Genomic DNA, 16,616 nt, shown 5'->3' with positions numbered 1-16,616 from the left:
GCGCGGGCGTGGGGCGTCGCCGAGCTGCCCGCGGCCCCCGGCCTGGACGCCGAGGCCGTGCTCGCGGCGGCGGCGCGCGGCGAACGCGGCGCGCTGCTGATCGGCGGCGTCGACCCCGGCGACCTCGCCGACCCGGAGGCGGCGCTGCGCGCGATCGAGGCCGTCCCGTTCGTGGTCAGCCTGGAGCAGCGGCCGAGCGCCGTCACCGACCGCGCCGACGTGGTGCTGCCCGTCGCGACCGTCGCGGAGAAGTCCGGGACGTTCGTCGACTGGGAGGGCCGCGGCCGCCCGTTCGACACCGTGCTGAAGTCGGCCGGGACGCTGTCGGACCTGCGGGTGCTGAACGCGCTCGCCGACGAGATGGACGTCCACCTCGGGCTGCCCGGCCCGGAGGCGGCCCGCCGGGAGCTGACCGACCTCGGCGCGCACCGCGGCGAGCGGCCCGACGCCCCGAACGTCCCGCAGGCGGTCCCGGCCGAGCCGGGGCGCGGCGAGGCGGTCGTGGCGACGTGGCGGCTGCTGCTCGACCGGGGCCGGATGCAGGACGGCGAGCCGTTCCTCGCCGGCACCGCGAAGGGCGCGGTGGCGCGGCTGTCGCCCGCGACGGCCGAGGAGATCGGCGCCCGCCCGGTCGACGGCGTCGGCTCCGTGACGGTCTCGACCGGCCGCGGGTCGGTCACGCTCCCCCTGGAGATCACCGCCGACCTGCCCGACCGGGTGGTGTGGCTGCCGACGAACTCGGCCGGCTGCGCGCTCCACCGGGATCTGGGCGCGGTCGCGGGGAGCGTCGTGCAGATCAACGCTGGAGGCACCGAATGAGCCCGCTCGCGGCCGCGCCGCTCGCCGCGCCGGCCGATCCCACGCTCGCCGACTTCGGCAAGGACCCGTGGTGGCTGATCGGCGGCAAGGTCCTGGTCATCTTCGTCTTCCTGGTGCTGACCGTCCTGCTGTCGATGTGGGTCGAGCGGCGCGTCATCGGCCGGATGCAGCTGCGCGTCGGCCCGAACCGCGCCGGGCCCCAGGGCCTGCTGCAGGGCCTCGCCGACGGCATCAAGCTGGCGCTGAAGGAGGACATCGTCCCGCGCCAGGTCGACAAGGTCGTGTTCGTCCTCGCACCGGTCATGGCGGCGGTCCCGGCCTTCATCTCCTTCATCATCATCCCGTTCGGGCCGACGGTGTCGGTGTTCGGCCACCAGACGCCGCTGCAGGGCACCGACCTGCCGGTCGCGGTGCTGCTGGTGCTGGCGATGGCGTCCATGGGCGTCTACGGGATCGTGCTGGCCGGCTGGTCGTCGATGTCGCCGTACTCGCTGCTCGGCGGGCTGCGCTCGTCCGCGCAGGTGATCTCCTACGAGATCGCGATGGGGCTGTCGTTCGTCGCGGTGTTCCTGTTCGCCGGGTCGATGTCCACGTCGGAGATCGTCGCGGCGCAGCACGACAAGTGGTTCGCGGTGCTGCTGCTGCCGTCGTTCATCGTCTACGTCATCACGATGATGGGCGAGTCGAACCGCATCCCGTTCGACCTCCCCGAGGGCGAGGGCGAGCTGGTCGGCGGCTTCCACACCGAGTACTCGTCGCTGAAGTTCGCGATGTTCTTCCTCGCCGAGTACATCAACCTCGCGACGCTGTCGGCGCTCGCCACCACGCTGTTCCTCGGCGGCTGGCGGGCCCCGGCGCCGATCTCCACGTTCTGGGCGGGCGCCAACTCCGGCTGGTGGCCGGTGCTGTGGTTCCTGGTCAAGCTCTGGCTGTTCATCTGGTTCTTCGTGTGGCTGCGCGCCTCGCTCCCGCGCGTCCGCTACGACCAGCTGATGAAGCTCGGGTGGAAGGTGCTCATGCCCTTCTCCCTCGCCTGGATCGTGCTGGTCGCCACCATCCGCGCGCTGCGCAACGACGGCTACGACATGCGGCAGATCGTGATCTACGCCGCGGTGGCCGCCGCGATCGTCCTCGTCCTCACCGTGCTCTGGGAGATGATCCGCGGCGGTGACGACGACAAGGAGGGCGCGAAGCGCGGCGCCGGCGGCGCGGGCGGTCCCGCGGCGGGCGGCGCGACCGCGGCCGGCGGAGGCGGCACGGCGGGCGGCGGGTTCCCCGTCCCGCCGATGGACGCGCCGCACTACCACGGCCGGGGCGCCGCCGCGCGAGTCCAGACGCCGCCCGGGCCGTCCACGATCGACACCCCTCCTGAGGAGGTCACCAGTGGGACTCACTGATTTCCTGAATCCGGTCAAGGGGTTCGGGGTCTCGTTCCACCAGATGTTCAGCAAGAGCGAGACCGTTCAGTACCCCGAGGTGAAGCGGCCCACCGCGCCGCGCTTCCACGGCCGGCACCAGCTCAACCGGTGGCCGGACGGTCTGGAGAAGTGCGTCGGCTGCGAGCTGTGCGCGTGGGCGTGCCCCGCCGACGCGATCTTCGTGGAGGGGGCCGACAACACCGCCGACGAGCGCTACTCGCCGGGCGAGCGGTACGGCCGCGTCTACCAGATCAACTACCTGCGCTGCATCCTGTGCGGGCTCTGCATCGAGGCGTGCCCCACCCGGGCGCTGACGATGACGAACGAGTACGAGCTCGCCGACGACAGCCGCGAGAGCCTCATCTACACCAAGGAGATGCTGCTGGCGCCGCTGCGCGAGGGCATGGAGGCGCCGCCGCACGAGATGCGGCTCGGCGACACCGAGGAGGACTACTACCGCCTCGGCCTGCAGGACGCCGAGGCCGCGGGCGCACCGACCGTCCCGTCCGAGGACGGCGGGCGGGCGAGCGTCGACCAGGCCGCCGCCGCCGAGAAGGGCAAGAAGGCGCGCAGGGGCGGTGAGCGGAAGTGAACGCGCACCTCCTCGCGACCGAGGCGCTGGCCGCGGAGGTCGCCGACCGGCAGGCCGGGGAGCCGTTCTTCTTCTGGCTCCTCGCCGTCGTGTCGGTCGGCGCCGCGCTCGGCATGATCTTCATGCGGCGGGCGGTGCACTCGGCGCTGCTGCTGGCCACCGTGATGCTCTCGCTCGCCGCGATCTACGCGCTGCAGAACGCGCCGTTCCTGGCGTTCGTCCAGGTGATCGTCTACACCGGCGCCGTGCTGATGCTGTTCCTGTTCGTGATGATGGTCGTCGGCGTCAGTTCGACCGACTCGCTCGTCGAGACGATCCGGGGGCAGCGCTTCTGGACGGCGGTCGGCGCGGTCGGGTTCGTCGCCCTGCTCGGCGCGGGGATCGGCAACGCCGCGCTGGACGACTCCGCGGGGCTCGCCGCCGCGAACGCCGAGGGCAACATCGTCGGGCTGGCCCGGCTGCTGTTCTCCAAGTACGTGTTCGCGTTCGAGGCGACCAGCGCCCTGCTGATCACGGCGGCGCTCGGCGCGATGGTGCTGGCGCACCGCGAGCGCATCGAGCCGAAGCCGACGCAGCGGGACCTGTCCGAGCGCCGGTTCGCGTCGGGCGAGCACCCGGGGCCGCTGCCCGGTCCCGGCACCTACGCCCGGCACAACGCGGTGGACATGCCGGCGCTGCTGCCCGACGGCACCCCGTCGGAACTGTCGGTCAACCCGGTCATCGCCGCGCGCACCGACACGGTGCAGCGGCACGCCGACCTGCACGGCGAGACCGAGTCCGAGGCGGCCGAGGCGGACGTCGCCGCCGTGCGGGCCGCCACCCGCGAGGCGTCGGACGCCGGCGCCGAGTCGCGCGTCGTCAAGTCGGGCTCCCCGGCCGCGGGCGGTCCCGCGACGGGCGGGTCCGCGCAGGGCAACGAAGGCGAGGCCGGTAAATGAGCCCGGAGCACTACCTGGCGCTCTCGGCGATCCTGTTCACCATCGGAGCGGTCGGCGTCCTCGTCCGGCGCAACGCGATCGTGGTGTTCATGTGCGTCGAGCTCATGCTGAACGCGACGAACCTCGCGTTCGTGTCGTTCTCCCGCATGCACGGCAACCTGGACGGCCAGATCATCGCCTTCTTCGTGATGGTGGTGGCCGCCGCGGAGGTCGTGGTGGGTCTGGCGATCATCATGACCATCTTCCGGACCCGCAGGTCCTCGTCGGTCGACGACGTGAACCTGCTGAAGTACTGAGAGGGCGGGGATGCAAGCCGAAGGCATCCAGGCCGCGGCCTGGCTCCTGATCGCGCTGCCGCTCGCGGGCGCCGCGATCCTCCTCCTCGGGGGGAGGCGCACGGACCGCTGGGGGCACCTGCTCGGCGTCGCCATGTCGGTCGGATCGTTCGTCGTCGGCGCGGCGATGTTCGCCCAGATGCTCGGATACGACGCCGGAGAGCGGCGCCGGACCCTGCACCTGTGGGAGTTCATCGACGCCGGCGCGTTCAACGTCGGCATGGACCTGCTGGTGGACCCGCTGTCCATCAGCTTCGTCCTGCTGATCACCGGCGTGGGATCGCTGATCCACGTCTACTCCATCGGCTACATGGAGCACGACCCCGACCGGCGCAGGTTCTTCGCGTACCTGAACCTGTTCGTCGCCGCGATGCTGCTGCTCGTCCTGGGCGGCAACTTCGTCGTGCTCTTCATCGGCTGGGAGGGCGTCGGCCTCGCCTCGTACCTGCTGATCGGGTTCTGGCAGCACAAGCCGACCGCCGCGACCGCCGCGAAGAAGGCGTTCGTCGTCAACCGCGTCGGCGACATGGGGCTGATCCTCGCGATCGCGCTGCTGTTCAGCTCGCTCGGGTCGGTCGACTTCACCGAGGTGCTCGGTGAGGGCGCCGAGCACGTCGGCCTCGCCTCGCAGCTCAGCACCGGGACCGCCACCGCGATCGCGCTGCTGCTCCTGCTCGGCGCGTGCGGCAAGTCGGCGCAGCTCCCGCTGCAGTCCTGGCTGCTGGACGCCATGGAGGGCCCGACGCCCGTGTCGGCGCTCATCCACGCGGCGACGATGGTCACCGCGGGCGTCTACCTGATCGTCCGGTCCGGGCCGATCTTCGAGCTGTCGACCACCGCGCAGCTCGTCGTCACGATCGTCGGGGCGGCCACGCTGCTCGCCGGCGCGATCATCGGGTGCGGCAAGGACGACATCAAGAAGGCCCTCGCCGGGTCGACGATGTCGCAGATCGGCTACATGACGCTCGCCGCCGGGCTCGGCAAGGCCGGGTACGTCATCGCCATCGCGCACCTCATCGCGCACGGCTTCTTCAAGGCGGGCCTGTTCCTCGGCGCCGGGTCGGTCATGCACGGCACCAAGGACGACGTGAACATGCGCCACTACGGCGCGCTCCGCGGCGTCATGATGATCACCTACGTGACGTTCGGGCTCGGCTACCTCGCGATCATCGGGTTCCCGGGCCTGTCCGGCTGGTTCACCAAGGACGTGATCATCGAGACGGCCCTGCACAAGGGCGGCACGTCCGGGTACATCCTGGGCGGCTGCGCGATGCTCGGCGCCGCGATCACCGCCTACTACATGTCCCGCGTCATGTTCATGACGTTCTTCGGCGAGAAGCGCTGGGCGGACGACGTCCACCCGCACGAGTCGCCGAAGGTCATGACCGTCCCGCTGATCCTGCTGGCCGTCGGCTCCCTGTCCGCGGGCGGGTTCCTGGTCCTCGGCGGGTTCGGGAGCTTCCTCGAGCCGGTCGTCGGCCACCCCGAGGAGGAGCACCACTTCCAGGCGCTCACCGGCCCCGGCATCGCGACGTTCGTGCTGGTCCTGATCGGCGCGGCCATCGCCTGGCGGCAGTACGGCGCCCGCAAGGTGCCGCGCGAGCAGCCCAAGGGCTCGTTCGTCACCGTCGCGGCCCGCAAGGACCTGTACGGCGACGCCATCAACGAGTCGCTGCTCATGCGGCCCGGCCAGTGGCTGACCCGCCTCGCGGTCTGGTTCGACGGGCGCGGCGTCGACGGCGCCGTCAACGGCATCGCCGCCGGCGTCGGCGGCGGCTCCGGCCGGCTCCGCCGGATCCAGACGGGCTTCGCCCGGTCCTACGCACTCTCGATGTTCTGCGGCGCCGCCGTCGTGGTGGCCGCCCTCCTGGTGGTGAACGTGTCATGAGCGACTTTCCCTGGCTGACCGTCCTCATCGCGCTGCCGCTGGTGGGCGCCGCCGTCCTCACGGCGCTGCCGTCGCGGGACGCGCTGGTCAAGCAGTTCGCGCTCGGCGTCTCGATCGTCGTCGGGGTGCTCACCCTGGTGATGGCGGCCTCGTTCGACCCGGGCGGCGCCCGGTTCCAGTTCGAGGAGAAGTACGACTGGATCCCGGCCTTCGGGGTCCACTGGGCGGTCGGCGTCGACGGCGTCGCCCTCACCCTGATCGTGCTCTCGGTGATCCTCGTCCCGCTCGTCATGCTGGCGTCCTGGAACGAGGACGACCGCTCCGGGGGCGTCGACGTCCCCGCCAAGCGGTCCGTCAAGACGTACTTCGCGCTGCTGCTGACGCTGGAAGCGGCCATGATCGGCGTCTTCGCGGCGACCGACGTGTTCCTCTTCTACGTCTTCTTCGAGGCGATGCTGATCCCGGTGTACTTCATCATCGGGTACTTCGGCGGCGCCCAGCGTTCCTACGCCGCGGTCAAGTTCCTGCTGTACTCGCTGTTCGGCGGGCTGATCATGCTCGTCGCGGTGATCTGGCTGTACCCGCTGTCGGCGAAGCCGGAGGCCGAGGGCGGCCTCGGGCACGGGACGTTCCTGTTCACCGAGCTGGCGCAGATGAACATCGACCCGACGACGGCCAAGTGGCTGTTCCTCGGCTTCTTCATCGCGTTCGCGATCAAGGCGCCGATGGTGCCGGTGCACACCTGGCTGCCGGACGCCGCGCAGCAGGCCCCGGCGGGCGCGCTCGTCCTCATCGTCGGCGTCCTCGACAAGGTCGGCACGTACGGGATGCTGCGGTTCTGCCTGGAACTGTTCCCGGGCGCCGCCAAGTGGGCCACCCCGGTGGTCCTCGCGTTCGCGGTCCTCAGCATCATCTACGGCGCGGTCCTCGCGATCGGGCAGGTCGACCTGAAGCGCCTCGTCGCCTACACCTCGGTGTCGCACTTCGGGTTCATCGTGCTCGGCATCTTCGCGATGACCTCGCAGGGGCAGTCCGGCGCCGCGCTCTACATGATCAACCACGGGTTCTCGACCGGCGCGCTGTTCCTCATCGTCGGCTTCATGATCGTCCGGCGGCGGTCGGCGCGGATCGGCGACTACGGCGGGGTGCAGAAGGCCGCGCCCGTCCTCGCCGGGGCGTTCCTGATCGCCGGGCTGTCGGGCCTGTCGCTGCCCGGCCTGTCCACGTTCGTGTCCGAGTTCCTCGTGATCGTCGGCACGTTCAGCCGGTACCAGTGGGCCGGGGCCCTCGCCGTCAGCGGCGTCGTCCTCGCCGCGATCTACATCCTGTGGACGTACCAGCGCACCATGGGCGGCCCCAAGGCCCCGGCGGTCGAGGGGATGAAGGACCTCACCGCCCGGGAGAAGTGGGCGATCGCGCCCATCCTCGCGATCATCGTCGCGATGGGCTTCTTCCCGCAGCCGGTGCTGAACGTCATCAACCCGTCCGTCGAACAGACGCTGGTGCGGGTCGACCAGCATGATCCCGCACCGACCAACGTCGCCGAGAACGGAGCCCGTCCATGAGCACCCTCGCGCAGGGCGCCGACATCCCGGCGCCGCACATCGAGTACGCCGAGATCGGCCCGCTGCTGATCGTCCTCGGCGTCGCCGTCCTCGGGGTGCTGGTCGAGGCGCTCGCCGGCCGCGCCTGGCGGCCCCGGATCCAGGCTCCGCTCGCGTTCCTCGGCCTGCTCGGCGGGTTCGTGTGGACGGTCGGGCTCGCCCTGGACGGCGTCCCGCACCACGTCGTCGCCGAGGGGGCCCTCGGCGTCGACGGGACGACCCTGTTCCTGCAGGGCACCATCCTCGTGCTGGCGCTCGTCAGCCTCCTGCTGATCGCCGAACGCGGCGGCGACCGCGCCGGCGGGGCCTTCGCCGCGCAGGCGTCCGCGCTGCCCGGCAGCGAGGCCGAGCAGCGCACGCAGTCGGCGGGCATCGTGCAGACCGAGGTCTACCCGCTGATGATGTTCGCCGTCGGGGGCATGCTGATCTTCCCGGCGTCCAACGACCTCCTGACCATGTTCATCGGCCTGGAGGTCATGTCCCTGCCGCTTTACCTCCTGTGCGGCCTCGCCCGGCGCCGCCGCCTCCTGTCCCAGGAAGCGGCGGTCAAGTACTTCCTGCTGGGCGCGTTCTCGTCGGCGTTCTTCCTGTACGGCATCGCCCTTCTCTACGGCTACGCCGGATCGGTGACGCTCGCCGCGATCTCCCAGGAGATCAGCCGGGACGCGGGCAACGAGACGCTGCTCCTCGCGGGCGTCGCGCTCCTCACCGTCGGGCTGCTGTTCAAGCTCGGCGGCGTCCCGTTCCACATGTGGAAGCCGGACGTCTACCAGGGCGCGCCGACCCCGATCACCGCGCTCATGGCGTCCTGCACGCTCGTCTCGGCGTTCGGCGCGATCCTGCGCGTCTACTACGTCGCGTTCGGGACCCTCGAATGGGACTGGAAGCCCGCCATGTGGGGTGTGGCGATTCTCACCATGGTCGTCGGCGCGATCGTCGCGATCACGCAGACCGACCTCAAGCGGATGCTCGCCTACTCGTCCATCGCGCACGCGGGTTTCCTGCTCATGGGCGTGATCGCCACCTCGCAGGACGGCCTGTCCGGTTCGCTGTTCTACCTGGCGGCCTACGGGTTCACCACGATCGGCGCCTTCGCGGTCATCACGATGGTGCGGGACGCCGGCGGCGAGGCGGCCCACCTGTCCCGCTGGGCCGGGCTCGGCAAGCGCTCCCCGGTCGTCGCGGGCGTTTTCGCCCTGTTCCTCCTGGCGTTCGCCGGTATCCCGCTGACCAGCGGCTTCACCGGCAAGTTCGCGGTGTTCAAGGCGGCCGTCGAGGGCGGGGCGACGCCCCTCGTCGTCGTCGGCGTCATCGCCTCCGCCGTCGCCGCGTTCTTCTACGTCCGCGTGATCGTCGTCATGTTCTTCAGCGAGCCGGACGCCGACGGCCCCGTCGTCGTGGCCCCACCGGCCACCGCGATCGTCGTCGCGGTCGGAGTGACGGCTACTGTTGTACTCGGCGTGCTCCCGCAGCCGATCCTGGACCTCGCGGGAGATGCCACCACGCAGATGTTCGTCCGGTAGGGAGTCTTGGGTGAGCAACGCCTTCGCTGAGGAGTCCGGCGGGCCGGCCGTGCAGGAGACCGGCCCGTTCGGGCTTCCCGTGGACTCGGCGCTCGCGGCCGACAGCAGGCGGTTCCTGGCCGCCGTCGAGGAACTGCTCCTCGACTCGGTCCGCAGCGACAATCCGCTGCTCAACGAGGCGTCCAAGCACCTCGTCGAGGCGGGCGGCAAGCGCTTCCGGCCCATGCTGGTGACGCTCGCCTCGCACTTCGGCGACCCGGGCGCGGCCGGGCTCGTCCCGGCCGCGGTCGTCGTCGAGCTCACCCACCTCGGCACCCTGTACCACGACGACGTCATGGACGAGGCGACCGTCCGCCGCGGCCGCCAGTCCGCGAACGTCCGCTGGGACAACACCCGCGCGATCCTCACCGGCGACTACCTGTTCGCCCGCGCGTCCGACCTCCTCGCCGACCTCGGCACCGAACCCGTCCGCATCCAGGCGCGCGCGTTCGCCCGTCTCGTCCGCGGCCAGATCGAGGAGACGACCGGCCCCGCCGAGGGCGCCGACCCCCTCAAGCACTACCTGCAGGTCCTCGCGGACAAGACGGCGTCGCTCATCGCCGTCTCCGGCCAGTTCGGCGCCCTGCTGTCCGGCGCCCCCGCCTCGACCGTCGACACGGTCACCTCGGCCTGCGAGAAGATCGGCATCGCGTTCCAGCTCTCGGACGACATCCTCGACATCGACTCCGAGACCGAGGAGTCCGGCAAGACCCCCGGCACCGACCTGCGGGAGGGCATCCGCACCCTCCCGATGCACCACGTCCTCGCCGGCGTCGGCTCCGGCCCCGACGACGCGCGCCTGCGCGACCTGCTCGTCCAGGACCTCACCGACGACGCCCGCCACGCCGAGGCCCTCGCCCTCCTGCGCGCCCACCCCGCGATGGACCGGGCCCGCGCCGACCTCCACCGCGTCGCCGAGGACGCCCGCGCCGAACTCCTCACCCTCACCGCCAACCCCGCCCGGGACGCCCTCACCGCCCTCTGCGACTACGTCGTCTCGCGCACCGGCTAGCGGCGCGTCCGGCTGAACCAGCCGAAAGTACGATCGCGGGCGGCATGAACCGTGCTTTGGGCCGGTGCCCGCTGGGGGCGCCGGTTTCCACCATGGGTGCATGCCGAATGAGGAAACCGCCCCGATGCTGCATGCGTCGGGGCTGACGAAGAGATACGGCCGCAGGACGGCGCTCAGCGAGGTCGACCTGAGCGTTCCGGCGGGACGCGTCGTCGGCCTGGTGGGCCCGAACGGAGCCGGGAAATCGACGCTCCTGCATCTGGCCTGCGGGCTGCTGGAGCCGACGTCCGGCTCGCTGCGCATCCTCGGGTCCCGGCCCGCGGCGAGCGCCGCGCACCTGGCCCGCGTCGGGTTCGTCGCGCAGGACACCCCGGTGTACCCGTCGTTCAGCGTCGCCGACCATCTGCGGCTGGGCTCCCGCCTGAACCCGTCGTGGGACCAGGAGCTGGCGGAGCGGCGCATCGCGCAGGTCGGGCTGAACCCGGACCAGAAGGCCGGACGGCTGTCCGGCGGCCAGCGCGCGCAACTGGCGCTGACGATCGCCGCCGCGAAGCGGCCCGAGCTGCTGATCTTCGACGAGCCCGCCGCGGCGCTCGACCCGCTCGCCCGCCAGGGCTTCCTGGTCAACCTGATGGAGTTCGTCACCGAACTCGGCGCGGGCGCGGTGCTGTCGTCGCACCTGCTCGGCGACATCGAGCGGGTCTGCGACCACCTCGTCGTGCTGAGCGACGCGCGGATCCAGGTCGCGGGCGAGGTCCGTGACCTGCTGGCCCGCCACTACCGGCTGGACGCGCCACCCGGCGGGCTCGACCCGCTGCCCGCCGGGGTCGAGGTCGTCCGGATGGAGCAGGGGAGCGCGCTCGTCCGTGCCGACGCGCCGCCGCGCGTCCCGGGCCGAGTCGAGCCCGTCACGCTCGAAGAGCTGGTGCTCGCCTACATGTCCCGCGCGGACGCGCCCGCCGCCGCAGTCGGCACCGGAACGGCGGGAGGTCGGCGATGATCTGGCTCAACTGGCGGCAGTTCCGCCTCCAGGCGCTCGTCGGCGCAGCCGCGCTCGCCGTGATCGCCTGCTACCTGGTGTACCTCGGCATGGACATCCGGGACGCGCACGACGCCTACCGATCGCACTGCACCGACCCCGGCGCCTGCGCACAGGCCGAAAGCCAGTTCACCGGCTCCTACCGGGACACGCTGCTGTTCCTGGCCGCCGGGCTCGCGCTGATACCCGCCGTCCTCGGCTCCTTCTGGGGCGCGCCGCTGGTCGCCCGGGAACTCGAACTCGGCACCCACCGGCTGGTGTGGAACCAGGGGGTGACCCGCCGCCGCTGGCTGCTCGGCCGGGTGGCGTTCGTCGGCCTGGCCGCGATGATCCTCACCGGGCTGGCCGGACTCCTGCTCACCTGGGCGGCCTCCCCGTACGACCAGGTCGCCGGGGACCGGTTCGGAACCGTGGCGTTCGGCGCCCGCAACATCGTCCCGATCGGCTACGCGTTCCTCGCCTTCGCCCTCGGCGCCGTCGCCGGCCTGCTCATGCGCCGGACGCTCCCGGCGATGGCCGTCACGGGCGTCGTCTTCCTCGCCGTCCAGTTCGCCGTGCCGAACCTCGTCCGGCCGCACCTCATGCCGCCCGAGCGGACGACCCTGCCGATGACCGCCCGGCACATCAACGAGGCCACGAACCTGGGCGACATCACCGGCGCGCCCGTCATCGGCGGCCTGCGAGTGCCCGGCGCGCCCGACGCGTGGATCAGCGACACCAGCCCGTTGCGCACCGCAGACGGACGGACGGTCGCCGAGAGCGCGTTCAACGCCTGCCTCGACACCCCGCCGTCCCCGCCCGGGAGCGGCGCCGAGGGCAGGTTCGGCGACGCGGCGGTGTGCCTGTCGGAGCTCGACCTGCACGTCGACATCGAGTACCAGCCGAGCGGACGTTACTGGGCGTTCCAGGCGATCGAGACCGGCCTCTACCTGGCGGTCGGCGCGATCCTCATCGCCGTCGCGGTCCGGCGCATCGGGCGTACATGAACCGTCCGCTCCGATCTTGCACAGCGAACTACGAAACCGGGTCATCCATGCGTGGCAATGATGCTCCTCCGTCCACGGCGCGGTGTCCGCTCTGGGCATCGCCTTCACGGCGTACATGCTCGCCACCAGCTGGGGCGGGACGTACGCGCTCTTCACCACCGCCGTCGCGCTGGTGATGTCCGCGCTGGCCCTCCTGCGCCGGTGGCGTCCGCCGTGGCCCGCCGCCGTCGGCGTCGCGGTGGCGGCCGCCGCCGTCGGTGCGTCCCACGCGGCGGACCTGCCCCAGGAGCCGTCGCCCATCGCCGCCCTCGCCCTGGCCGTGCTCACCGGCTCCGCGCTCAGGGCCGTGCCCGCCGGACCGGCCATCGCCGTCGCCTTGGGCGGCGCCGCGACGACGGCCCTTACCTGGACGTCCGGGCTCGGCACGGTGACGGCCCTCGCCACCCTGCTGATGGCCGGGGGCCTCGTCACCGGACTGGCGCTGCGCGCCTTCGCGCCCGTCCGGTGATGCGGCGCCGGGACGCCGGTAGCCTGGTCGGCGTGACCTCACCGGCGCACTGGGTCAGGGGCGCCTCCGTGACCGGGCTCGGCGCCGTGTTCCTCGCGGCGATCGCCGTCCAGTCCGCCGCCATCGGGCAGACCTGGGGCGCCTGGTACTGGGCGCCGGGCGCGGCCTTCGCGGTGGCGGTGTGCCTGGCGGCGCTGGCGGGACGGCCCCGTTCGCCCTGGCCCCCGGCGGCGGGGCTCGGCCTCGCGGCACTCGCGGTCCTGGTCACCGGGCTGACCGGCCGCGACCTCCCCGCCGAGCCCAGCCCGGCGATGGTGCTGGGCCTGGCGGTGCTGACCGGACGCGCGCTCCGCGACCTCCGTCCGATCCCCGCCGGGACGGTCGCGGCCGCCGGGCTCGCGCTGATCGCCGCCGGGCAGCTCGCCGCAGGATCACGCCCGTCCGGCGTCACGGGCGTGACCGTGCTGGACGGCGCGATCTGGCTGACCGCGGTCGGGGCCGGGCTGTCGCTGCGGCTGCTGGACGCCCAGGCGCGGGCCACCGCCGAGCGTGTGCGCCGGGACGAGCGGCTGGAACTCGCCCGGGAACTGCACGACGTCGTGGCCCACCACATCACGGGCATGGTGCTCCAGGCTCAGGGCGCCCAGGTGGTCGCGCGGCGCGACCCGGAGCGGGTGGGCGAGTACCTCGGCGAGCTGGAGACCGCCGGAACCGACGCGCTCGCCGCGATGCGCCGCGTCGTCGGGCTGCTGCGCGACGCCGCCGACGCCGCGCCGACGTCCCCCGGCCCCGAGGGGCTCGGCGCGCTGGTCGAGCGTTTCGGCCGGCAGGGCCCCCGAGCGCGGTTGAGCATGCCGGACGGGGACGCCGGATGGCCACCCGAGGTGACCAGCACCGTCTACCGCGTCGTCCAGGAGTCGCTGACGAACGTGCTGCGGCACGCGCCCAGAGCACGGTCCGTCACCGTCACCGTCGAGCAGGACGCCCGGGACGTCACCGTCGAGGTCGCCGACGACGCCCCGGCACCCGCCGCCCGTCCCCACCAGCGCGGCGGACACGGTCTGATCGGCATGCGCGAACGCGTCGAGACGCTCGGCGGCTCGCTGCGCGCCGGACCGCGCCCGGACGGCGGCTGGTCCGTGCGCGCGACCCTTCCCGTCCCCGCCAGGGAGCCCCGATGACCATCTCGGTCCTGCTCGCCGACGACCAGGCGATGATCCGCCGCGGGCTCCGGCTGATCCTGGAGGACCAGCCCGACATCAGCGTCGTCGGGGAGGCCCCCGACGGGGCGGAGGCCGTCGCCCTCGCGCGGCGGCTGCGCCCGGACGTGTGCCTGGTGGACATCCGGATGCCCCGGCTCGACGGCATCGAGGTGACCCGCGCGCTCGCCGGCCCCGGCGTCCACGCACCGCTGCGCGTCATCGTCGTCACGACGTTCGACCTGGACGAGTACGTGTACGGGGCACTGCGCGGCGGTGCCGTCGGGTTCGTCCTCAAGGACGCCGGGCCCGCCCTGCTCGTCGAGGCGGTCCGCGCCGCCCACAACGGCGAGGCGCTGGTGTCGCCGTCGGTCACGGTCCGGCTGCTGCGGCACCTGACCGACCCGGCGCCGGTGCGCGCCGCGACCGCCGCACACCTGTCGGACCGCGAACTCGAGGTCGTCCGGGCCCTCGCGCGGGGCCGCAGCAACCAGGAGATCGCCTCGGAGCTGTTCATCTCGGTGAGCACGGTCAAGAGCCACCTGGCGGGCGTCCAGTCCAAGCTGGGCGTCCGCAACCGCGTGGCCATCGCCGCATGGGCATGGGAGAACGGCCACGTCAACGCCCGTTAGCGCGGTGCGCCCGGGTGGGTTCGAGGGGCGTCGCAACCAGGTGGGGGTTGCCGCGTTGGGCGTGGGAGAACGGGCACGTCGATGCCCAGGGGCGCGGCGCGGTCGGGTTGGCGTGATGCGGCGGCGGCGTGTGGGGGCGGCGACGTCGGTCGCCGCCCCCACACGCCGCCGCCTTCTGTCAGACCGGCTGCTCCTCGGTCAGGCCGCGGACCTTCATGGCGTGCATGACGAGGTCGATGAGGACCTCCTTGCACGAGTCGAGCCTGCGGGCGTCGCAGAGCATGACGGGGACCTTCGGGCCCAGGTTGAGGGCCATCTGGATCTCCGCCAGGTCGTACTGCTGCGCGCCCTCGAAGCAGTTGACGGCGACGATGAAGGGCGTGTTGCGGCGCTCGAAGTAGTCGACCGAGGGGAAGCAGTCGGACAGGCGGCGGGTGTCGGCGAGGACGACCGCGCCGAGCGCGCCGAGCGTGACCTCGTCCCACATGAACCAGAACCGCTGCTGCCCGGGCGTGCCGAACAGGTACAGGACGTACTCGTCCTGCATGGTGATGCGGCCGAAGTCCATCGCGACGGTCGTCGTGTGCTTGCGCTCGACGCCGGAGACGTCGTCGACGCCGACGCTCTCGTCGGTGAGGATCTCCTCGGTCCGCAGGGGCCGGGTCTCGGAGACGGTTCCCACCATCGTGGTCTTGCCGACCCCGAAGCCGCCCGCGATGACGATCTTTACCGCGGTGGGCAGCCGACGCGCGCGCACACTAGAGGGCCCGGAGACCATCGATCACCGCCTTGTAGAGCCTGATGTCGTGCATGTCCGCCTCCGGTTCGGGTTCCTGCATCATGACGAACCCCTTGTCGAGGAGGTCGCCGAGCATCACCCGGACGGTCGCGACGGGAAGGTCGAGGTGGCCGGTCAGCTCCGCCACCGACATCACCGACTGGCACAGCCGGATGATCGCCAGGTGCTCGGGGCCGAGGCCGATGGCGCCCTCGGGTTCGGGACCGGACGCCACCACCAGCGTGATGAGGTCGAACTTGCCGCGGGCGGGCTCGATCCGCCCGCTGGTCATCACGTACGGGCGGACCATGGGGCCCGCGTGGCCGTCGAGCAGCTCGCCGTCGGCCGGGGGGTGCGGCGCCGGTTCCTCCGGCCAGCGCTCGGGATCCTCGGGGGGCATCATCAGGAGCCCGCCTCGGTCCGCGACGGCGACGTCAGGTGGTGCCCCATGCTCGTGACCAGCATCGCCATCTCGTAGGCGATCAGGCCGACGTCGGCCTCCTCCTCGGCGAGGACCGCCAGGCAGGCGCCCTTCCCGGCGACGGTGACGAGCAGGAACGCCGACTGCATCTCGATGATCGTCTGCCGGACCGGGCCGCCGCCGAAGCGCACCCCGGCGCCCTTGGCGAGGCTCTGGATGCCCGCCGCGACCGCCGCCAGGTGCTCGCCGTCGTCCTGCGTGACTCCCTCGGAGGACGCCATGAGCAGGCCGTCGGCCGACAGGACGACCGCGCTGCGGGCGTGCGGGAGCCGGCGGACGAGGTCGTCCAGCAGCCAGCCCAGGTCGGATGCGGACCCCGTCTTCTGCGTCACTGCTCTTCCTCGCCTTCCGGTGTGTTGCCGAGGGTCGCGGCCGCGTCATTGCGGCCCTGCCGGGTGCCGCGCTGGTACGACCCCATGATCCGCTTGATGTCCTCGGGGGAGCGGCCGGGGTCGTCGTCTTCGTCCGGCTGCGGGGCGGCGATGGGCTCGTCGGTGCGCAGGGGTTCGGCAAGGTTCGCCTGCGGCACCCGGACGGGCAGTCCGGACGGTGTGGTGGAGATGTCGGGCACGGGTGGCAGGTCCTCCGGCTCGATGGTCACGGGACGCTCCCCGGTGTCCGCCGGACGGGCGGGCGGGGCGGCGTCCTCCTGGGAGCGCGGCTCGTCCGCGGGGGCGTCCCGCGGCGCGGGCGGGACGGACGCGCCGTCGTCGGTGCCGTCGTCGGTGCCGTCGCGTCCCGGGGGCGTCCCGGGGGCGTCGGCGCCGCGTTCACCGTTCGCGGGCCCGGAGCCGCCGGGCACCGCGACCAGCGCGGGCCCGGCCG

The 16,616-nt window shown here is 72.4% G+C and carries 17 protein-coding genes and 1 pseudogene; 14 read left to right on the top strand and 4 right to left on the bottom strand.

Going from position 1 to position 16,616, the window contains the following annotated elements; all coding sequences use genetic code 11:
• From ACFQ11_RS33590 to ACFQ11_RS33525, 14 genes are all read left to right on the top strand, one after another.
• Positions 1–819 (top strand): molybdopterin-dependent oxidoreductase (locus ACFQ11_RS33590; protein ID WP_378306183.1); only part of this gene is annotated, 819 nt, incomplete at its 5' end.
• The gene (gene nuoH / locus ACFQ11_RS33585; RefSeq protein ID WP_378306180.1) at positions 816–2,216 is read left to right on the top strand and encodes an NADH-quinone oxidoreductase subunit NuoH; all 1,401 of its coding nucleotides are present in this window, start codon (positions 816–818) and stop codon (positions 2,214–2,216) included. The genes ACFQ11_RS33590 and nuoH, both read left to right, overlap by 4 nt.
• A complete protein-coding gene (gene nuoI, locus ACFQ11_RS33580; protein WP_378306177.1) occupies positions 2,203–2,829 on the top strand; it encodes an NADH-quinone oxidoreductase subunit NuoI in 627 nt (208 codons plus the stop codon). Before nuoH ends, nuoI begins: the two co-directional genes overlap by 14 nt.
• On the top strand, positions 2,826–3,767 hold the full coding sequence (locus tag ACFQ11_RS33575; protein ID WP_378306175.1) for an NADH-quinone oxidoreductase subunit J: 942 nt from the start codon (positions 2,826–2,828) through the stop codon (positions 3,765–3,767). The genes nuoI and ACFQ11_RS33575 overlap by 4 nt, the downstream gene beginning before the upstream one ends.
• Positions 3,764–4,063, top strand: coding sequence for an NADH-quinone oxidoreductase subunit NuoK (gene nuoK, locus ACFQ11_RS33570; protein ID WP_151012573.1), 300 nt, complete (start codon positions 3,764–3,766; stop codon positions 4,061–4,063). The genes ACFQ11_RS33575 and nuoK overlap by 4 nt, the downstream gene beginning before the upstream one ends.
• Positions 4,064–4,073: 10 nt before the next feature.
• Positions 4,074–5,990 carry an NADH-quinone oxidoreductase subunit L gene (gene nuoL, locus ACFQ11_RS33565; protein ID WP_378306172.1) on the top strand — a complete coding sequence of 639 codons (1,917 nt, stop codon included), beginning with the start codon at positions 4,074–4,076 and terminating at the stop codon, positions 5,988–5,990.
• Positions 5,987–7,555, top strand: a complete 1,569-nt coding sequence (locus ACFQ11_RS33560; RefSeq protein ID WP_378306169.1) for an NADH-quinone oxidoreductase subunit M — start codon at positions 5,987–5,989, stop codon at positions 7,553–7,555. The genes nuoL and ACFQ11_RS33560 overlap by 4 nt, the downstream gene beginning before the upstream one ends.
• Positions 7,552–9,117, top strand: coding sequence for an NADH-quinone oxidoreductase subunit NuoN (gene nuoN, locus ACFQ11_RS33555; protein ID WP_378306167.1), 1,566 nt, complete (start codon positions 7,552–7,554; stop codon positions 9,115–9,117). Before ACFQ11_RS33560 ends, nuoN begins: the two co-directional genes overlap by 4 nt.
• 10 nt (positions 9,118–9,127) lie before the next feature.
• A complete protein-coding gene (locus ACFQ11_RS33550) occupies positions 9,128–10,168 on the top strand; it encodes a polyprenyl synthetase family protein (protein ID WP_378306165.1) in 1,041 nt (346 codons plus the stop codon).
• 100 nt (positions 10,169–10,268) lie between these two features.
• Complete coding sequence (locus ACFQ11_RS33545) at positions 10,269–11,168, top strand: ABC transporter ATP-binding protein (protein ID WP_378306163.1); 900 nt, start codon at positions 10,269–10,271, stop codon at positions 11,166–11,168.
• On the top strand, positions 11,165–12,193 hold the full coding sequence (locus tag ACFQ11_RS33540; RefSeq protein WP_378306160.1) for an ABC transporter permease subunit: 1,029 nt from the start codon (positions 11,165–11,167) through the stop codon (positions 12,191–12,193). Before ACFQ11_RS33545 ends, ACFQ11_RS33540 begins: the two co-directional genes overlap by 4 nt.
• A gap of 82 nt (positions 12,194–12,275) precedes the next feature.
• Entirely contained in the window at positions 12,276–12,701 is a 426-nt protein-coding gene (locus ACFQ11_RS33535; RefSeq protein WP_378306158.1) for a hypothetical protein, read from the top strand.
• Positions 12,702–12,733: 32 nt separating this feature from the next.
• A complete protein-coding gene (locus ACFQ11_RS33530) occupies positions 12,734–13,882 on the top strand; it encodes a sensor histidine kinase (RefSeq protein ID WP_378306156.1) in 1,149 nt (382 codons plus the stop codon).
• Entirely contained in the window at positions 13,879–14,532 is a 654-nt protein-coding gene (locus ACFQ11_RS33525; protein ID WP_378306154.1) for a response regulator, read from the top strand. Before ACFQ11_RS33530 ends, ACFQ11_RS33525 begins: the two co-directional genes overlap by 4 nt.
• Positions 14,533–14,710: 178 nt before the next feature.
• Here ACFQ11_RS33525 and ACFQ11_RS33520 read toward each other — a convergent pair whose 3' ends face one another.
• From ACFQ11_RS33520 to ACFQ11_RS33505, 4 genes and pseudogenes are all read right to left on the bottom strand, one after another.
• A complete protein-coding gene (locus tag ACFQ11_RS33520; RefSeq protein WP_378306152.1) occupies positions 14,711–15,310 on the bottom strand; it encodes a GTP-binding protein in 600 nt (199 codons plus the stop codon).
• Positions 15,291–15,713 carry a DUF742 domain-containing protein gene (locus ACFQ11_RS33515; RefSeq protein ID WP_378306150.1) on the bottom strand — a complete coding sequence of 141 codons (423 nt, stop codon included), beginning with the start codon at positions 15,711–15,713 and terminating at the stop codon, positions 15,291–15,293. The genes ACFQ11_RS33520 and ACFQ11_RS33515 overlap by 20 nt, the downstream gene beginning before the upstream one ends.
• Complete coding sequence (locus tag ACFQ11_RS33510; RefSeq protein ID WP_378306148.1) at positions 15,713–16,123, bottom strand: roadblock/LC7 domain-containing protein; 411 nt, start codon at positions 16,121–16,123, stop codon at positions 15,713–15,715. The genes ACFQ11_RS33515 and ACFQ11_RS33510 overlap by 1 nt, the downstream gene beginning before the upstream one ends.
• A pseudogene (locus ACFQ11_RS33505) lies at positions 16,120–16,616 on the bottom strand (hypothetical protein); the annotation flags it as partial. The pseudogene ACFQ11_RS33505 and the gene ACFQ11_RS33510, both read right to left, overlap by 4 nt.

It is taken from the genome of Actinomadura sediminis (genome assembly GCF_042675525.1).
GTDB classification, from domain to species: domain Bacteria; phylum Actinomycetota; class Actinomycetes; order Streptosporangiales; family Streptosporangiaceae; genus Spirillospora; species Spirillospora sediminis.
This window is presented reverse-complemented; position numbering and strand designations above follow the sequence as displayed.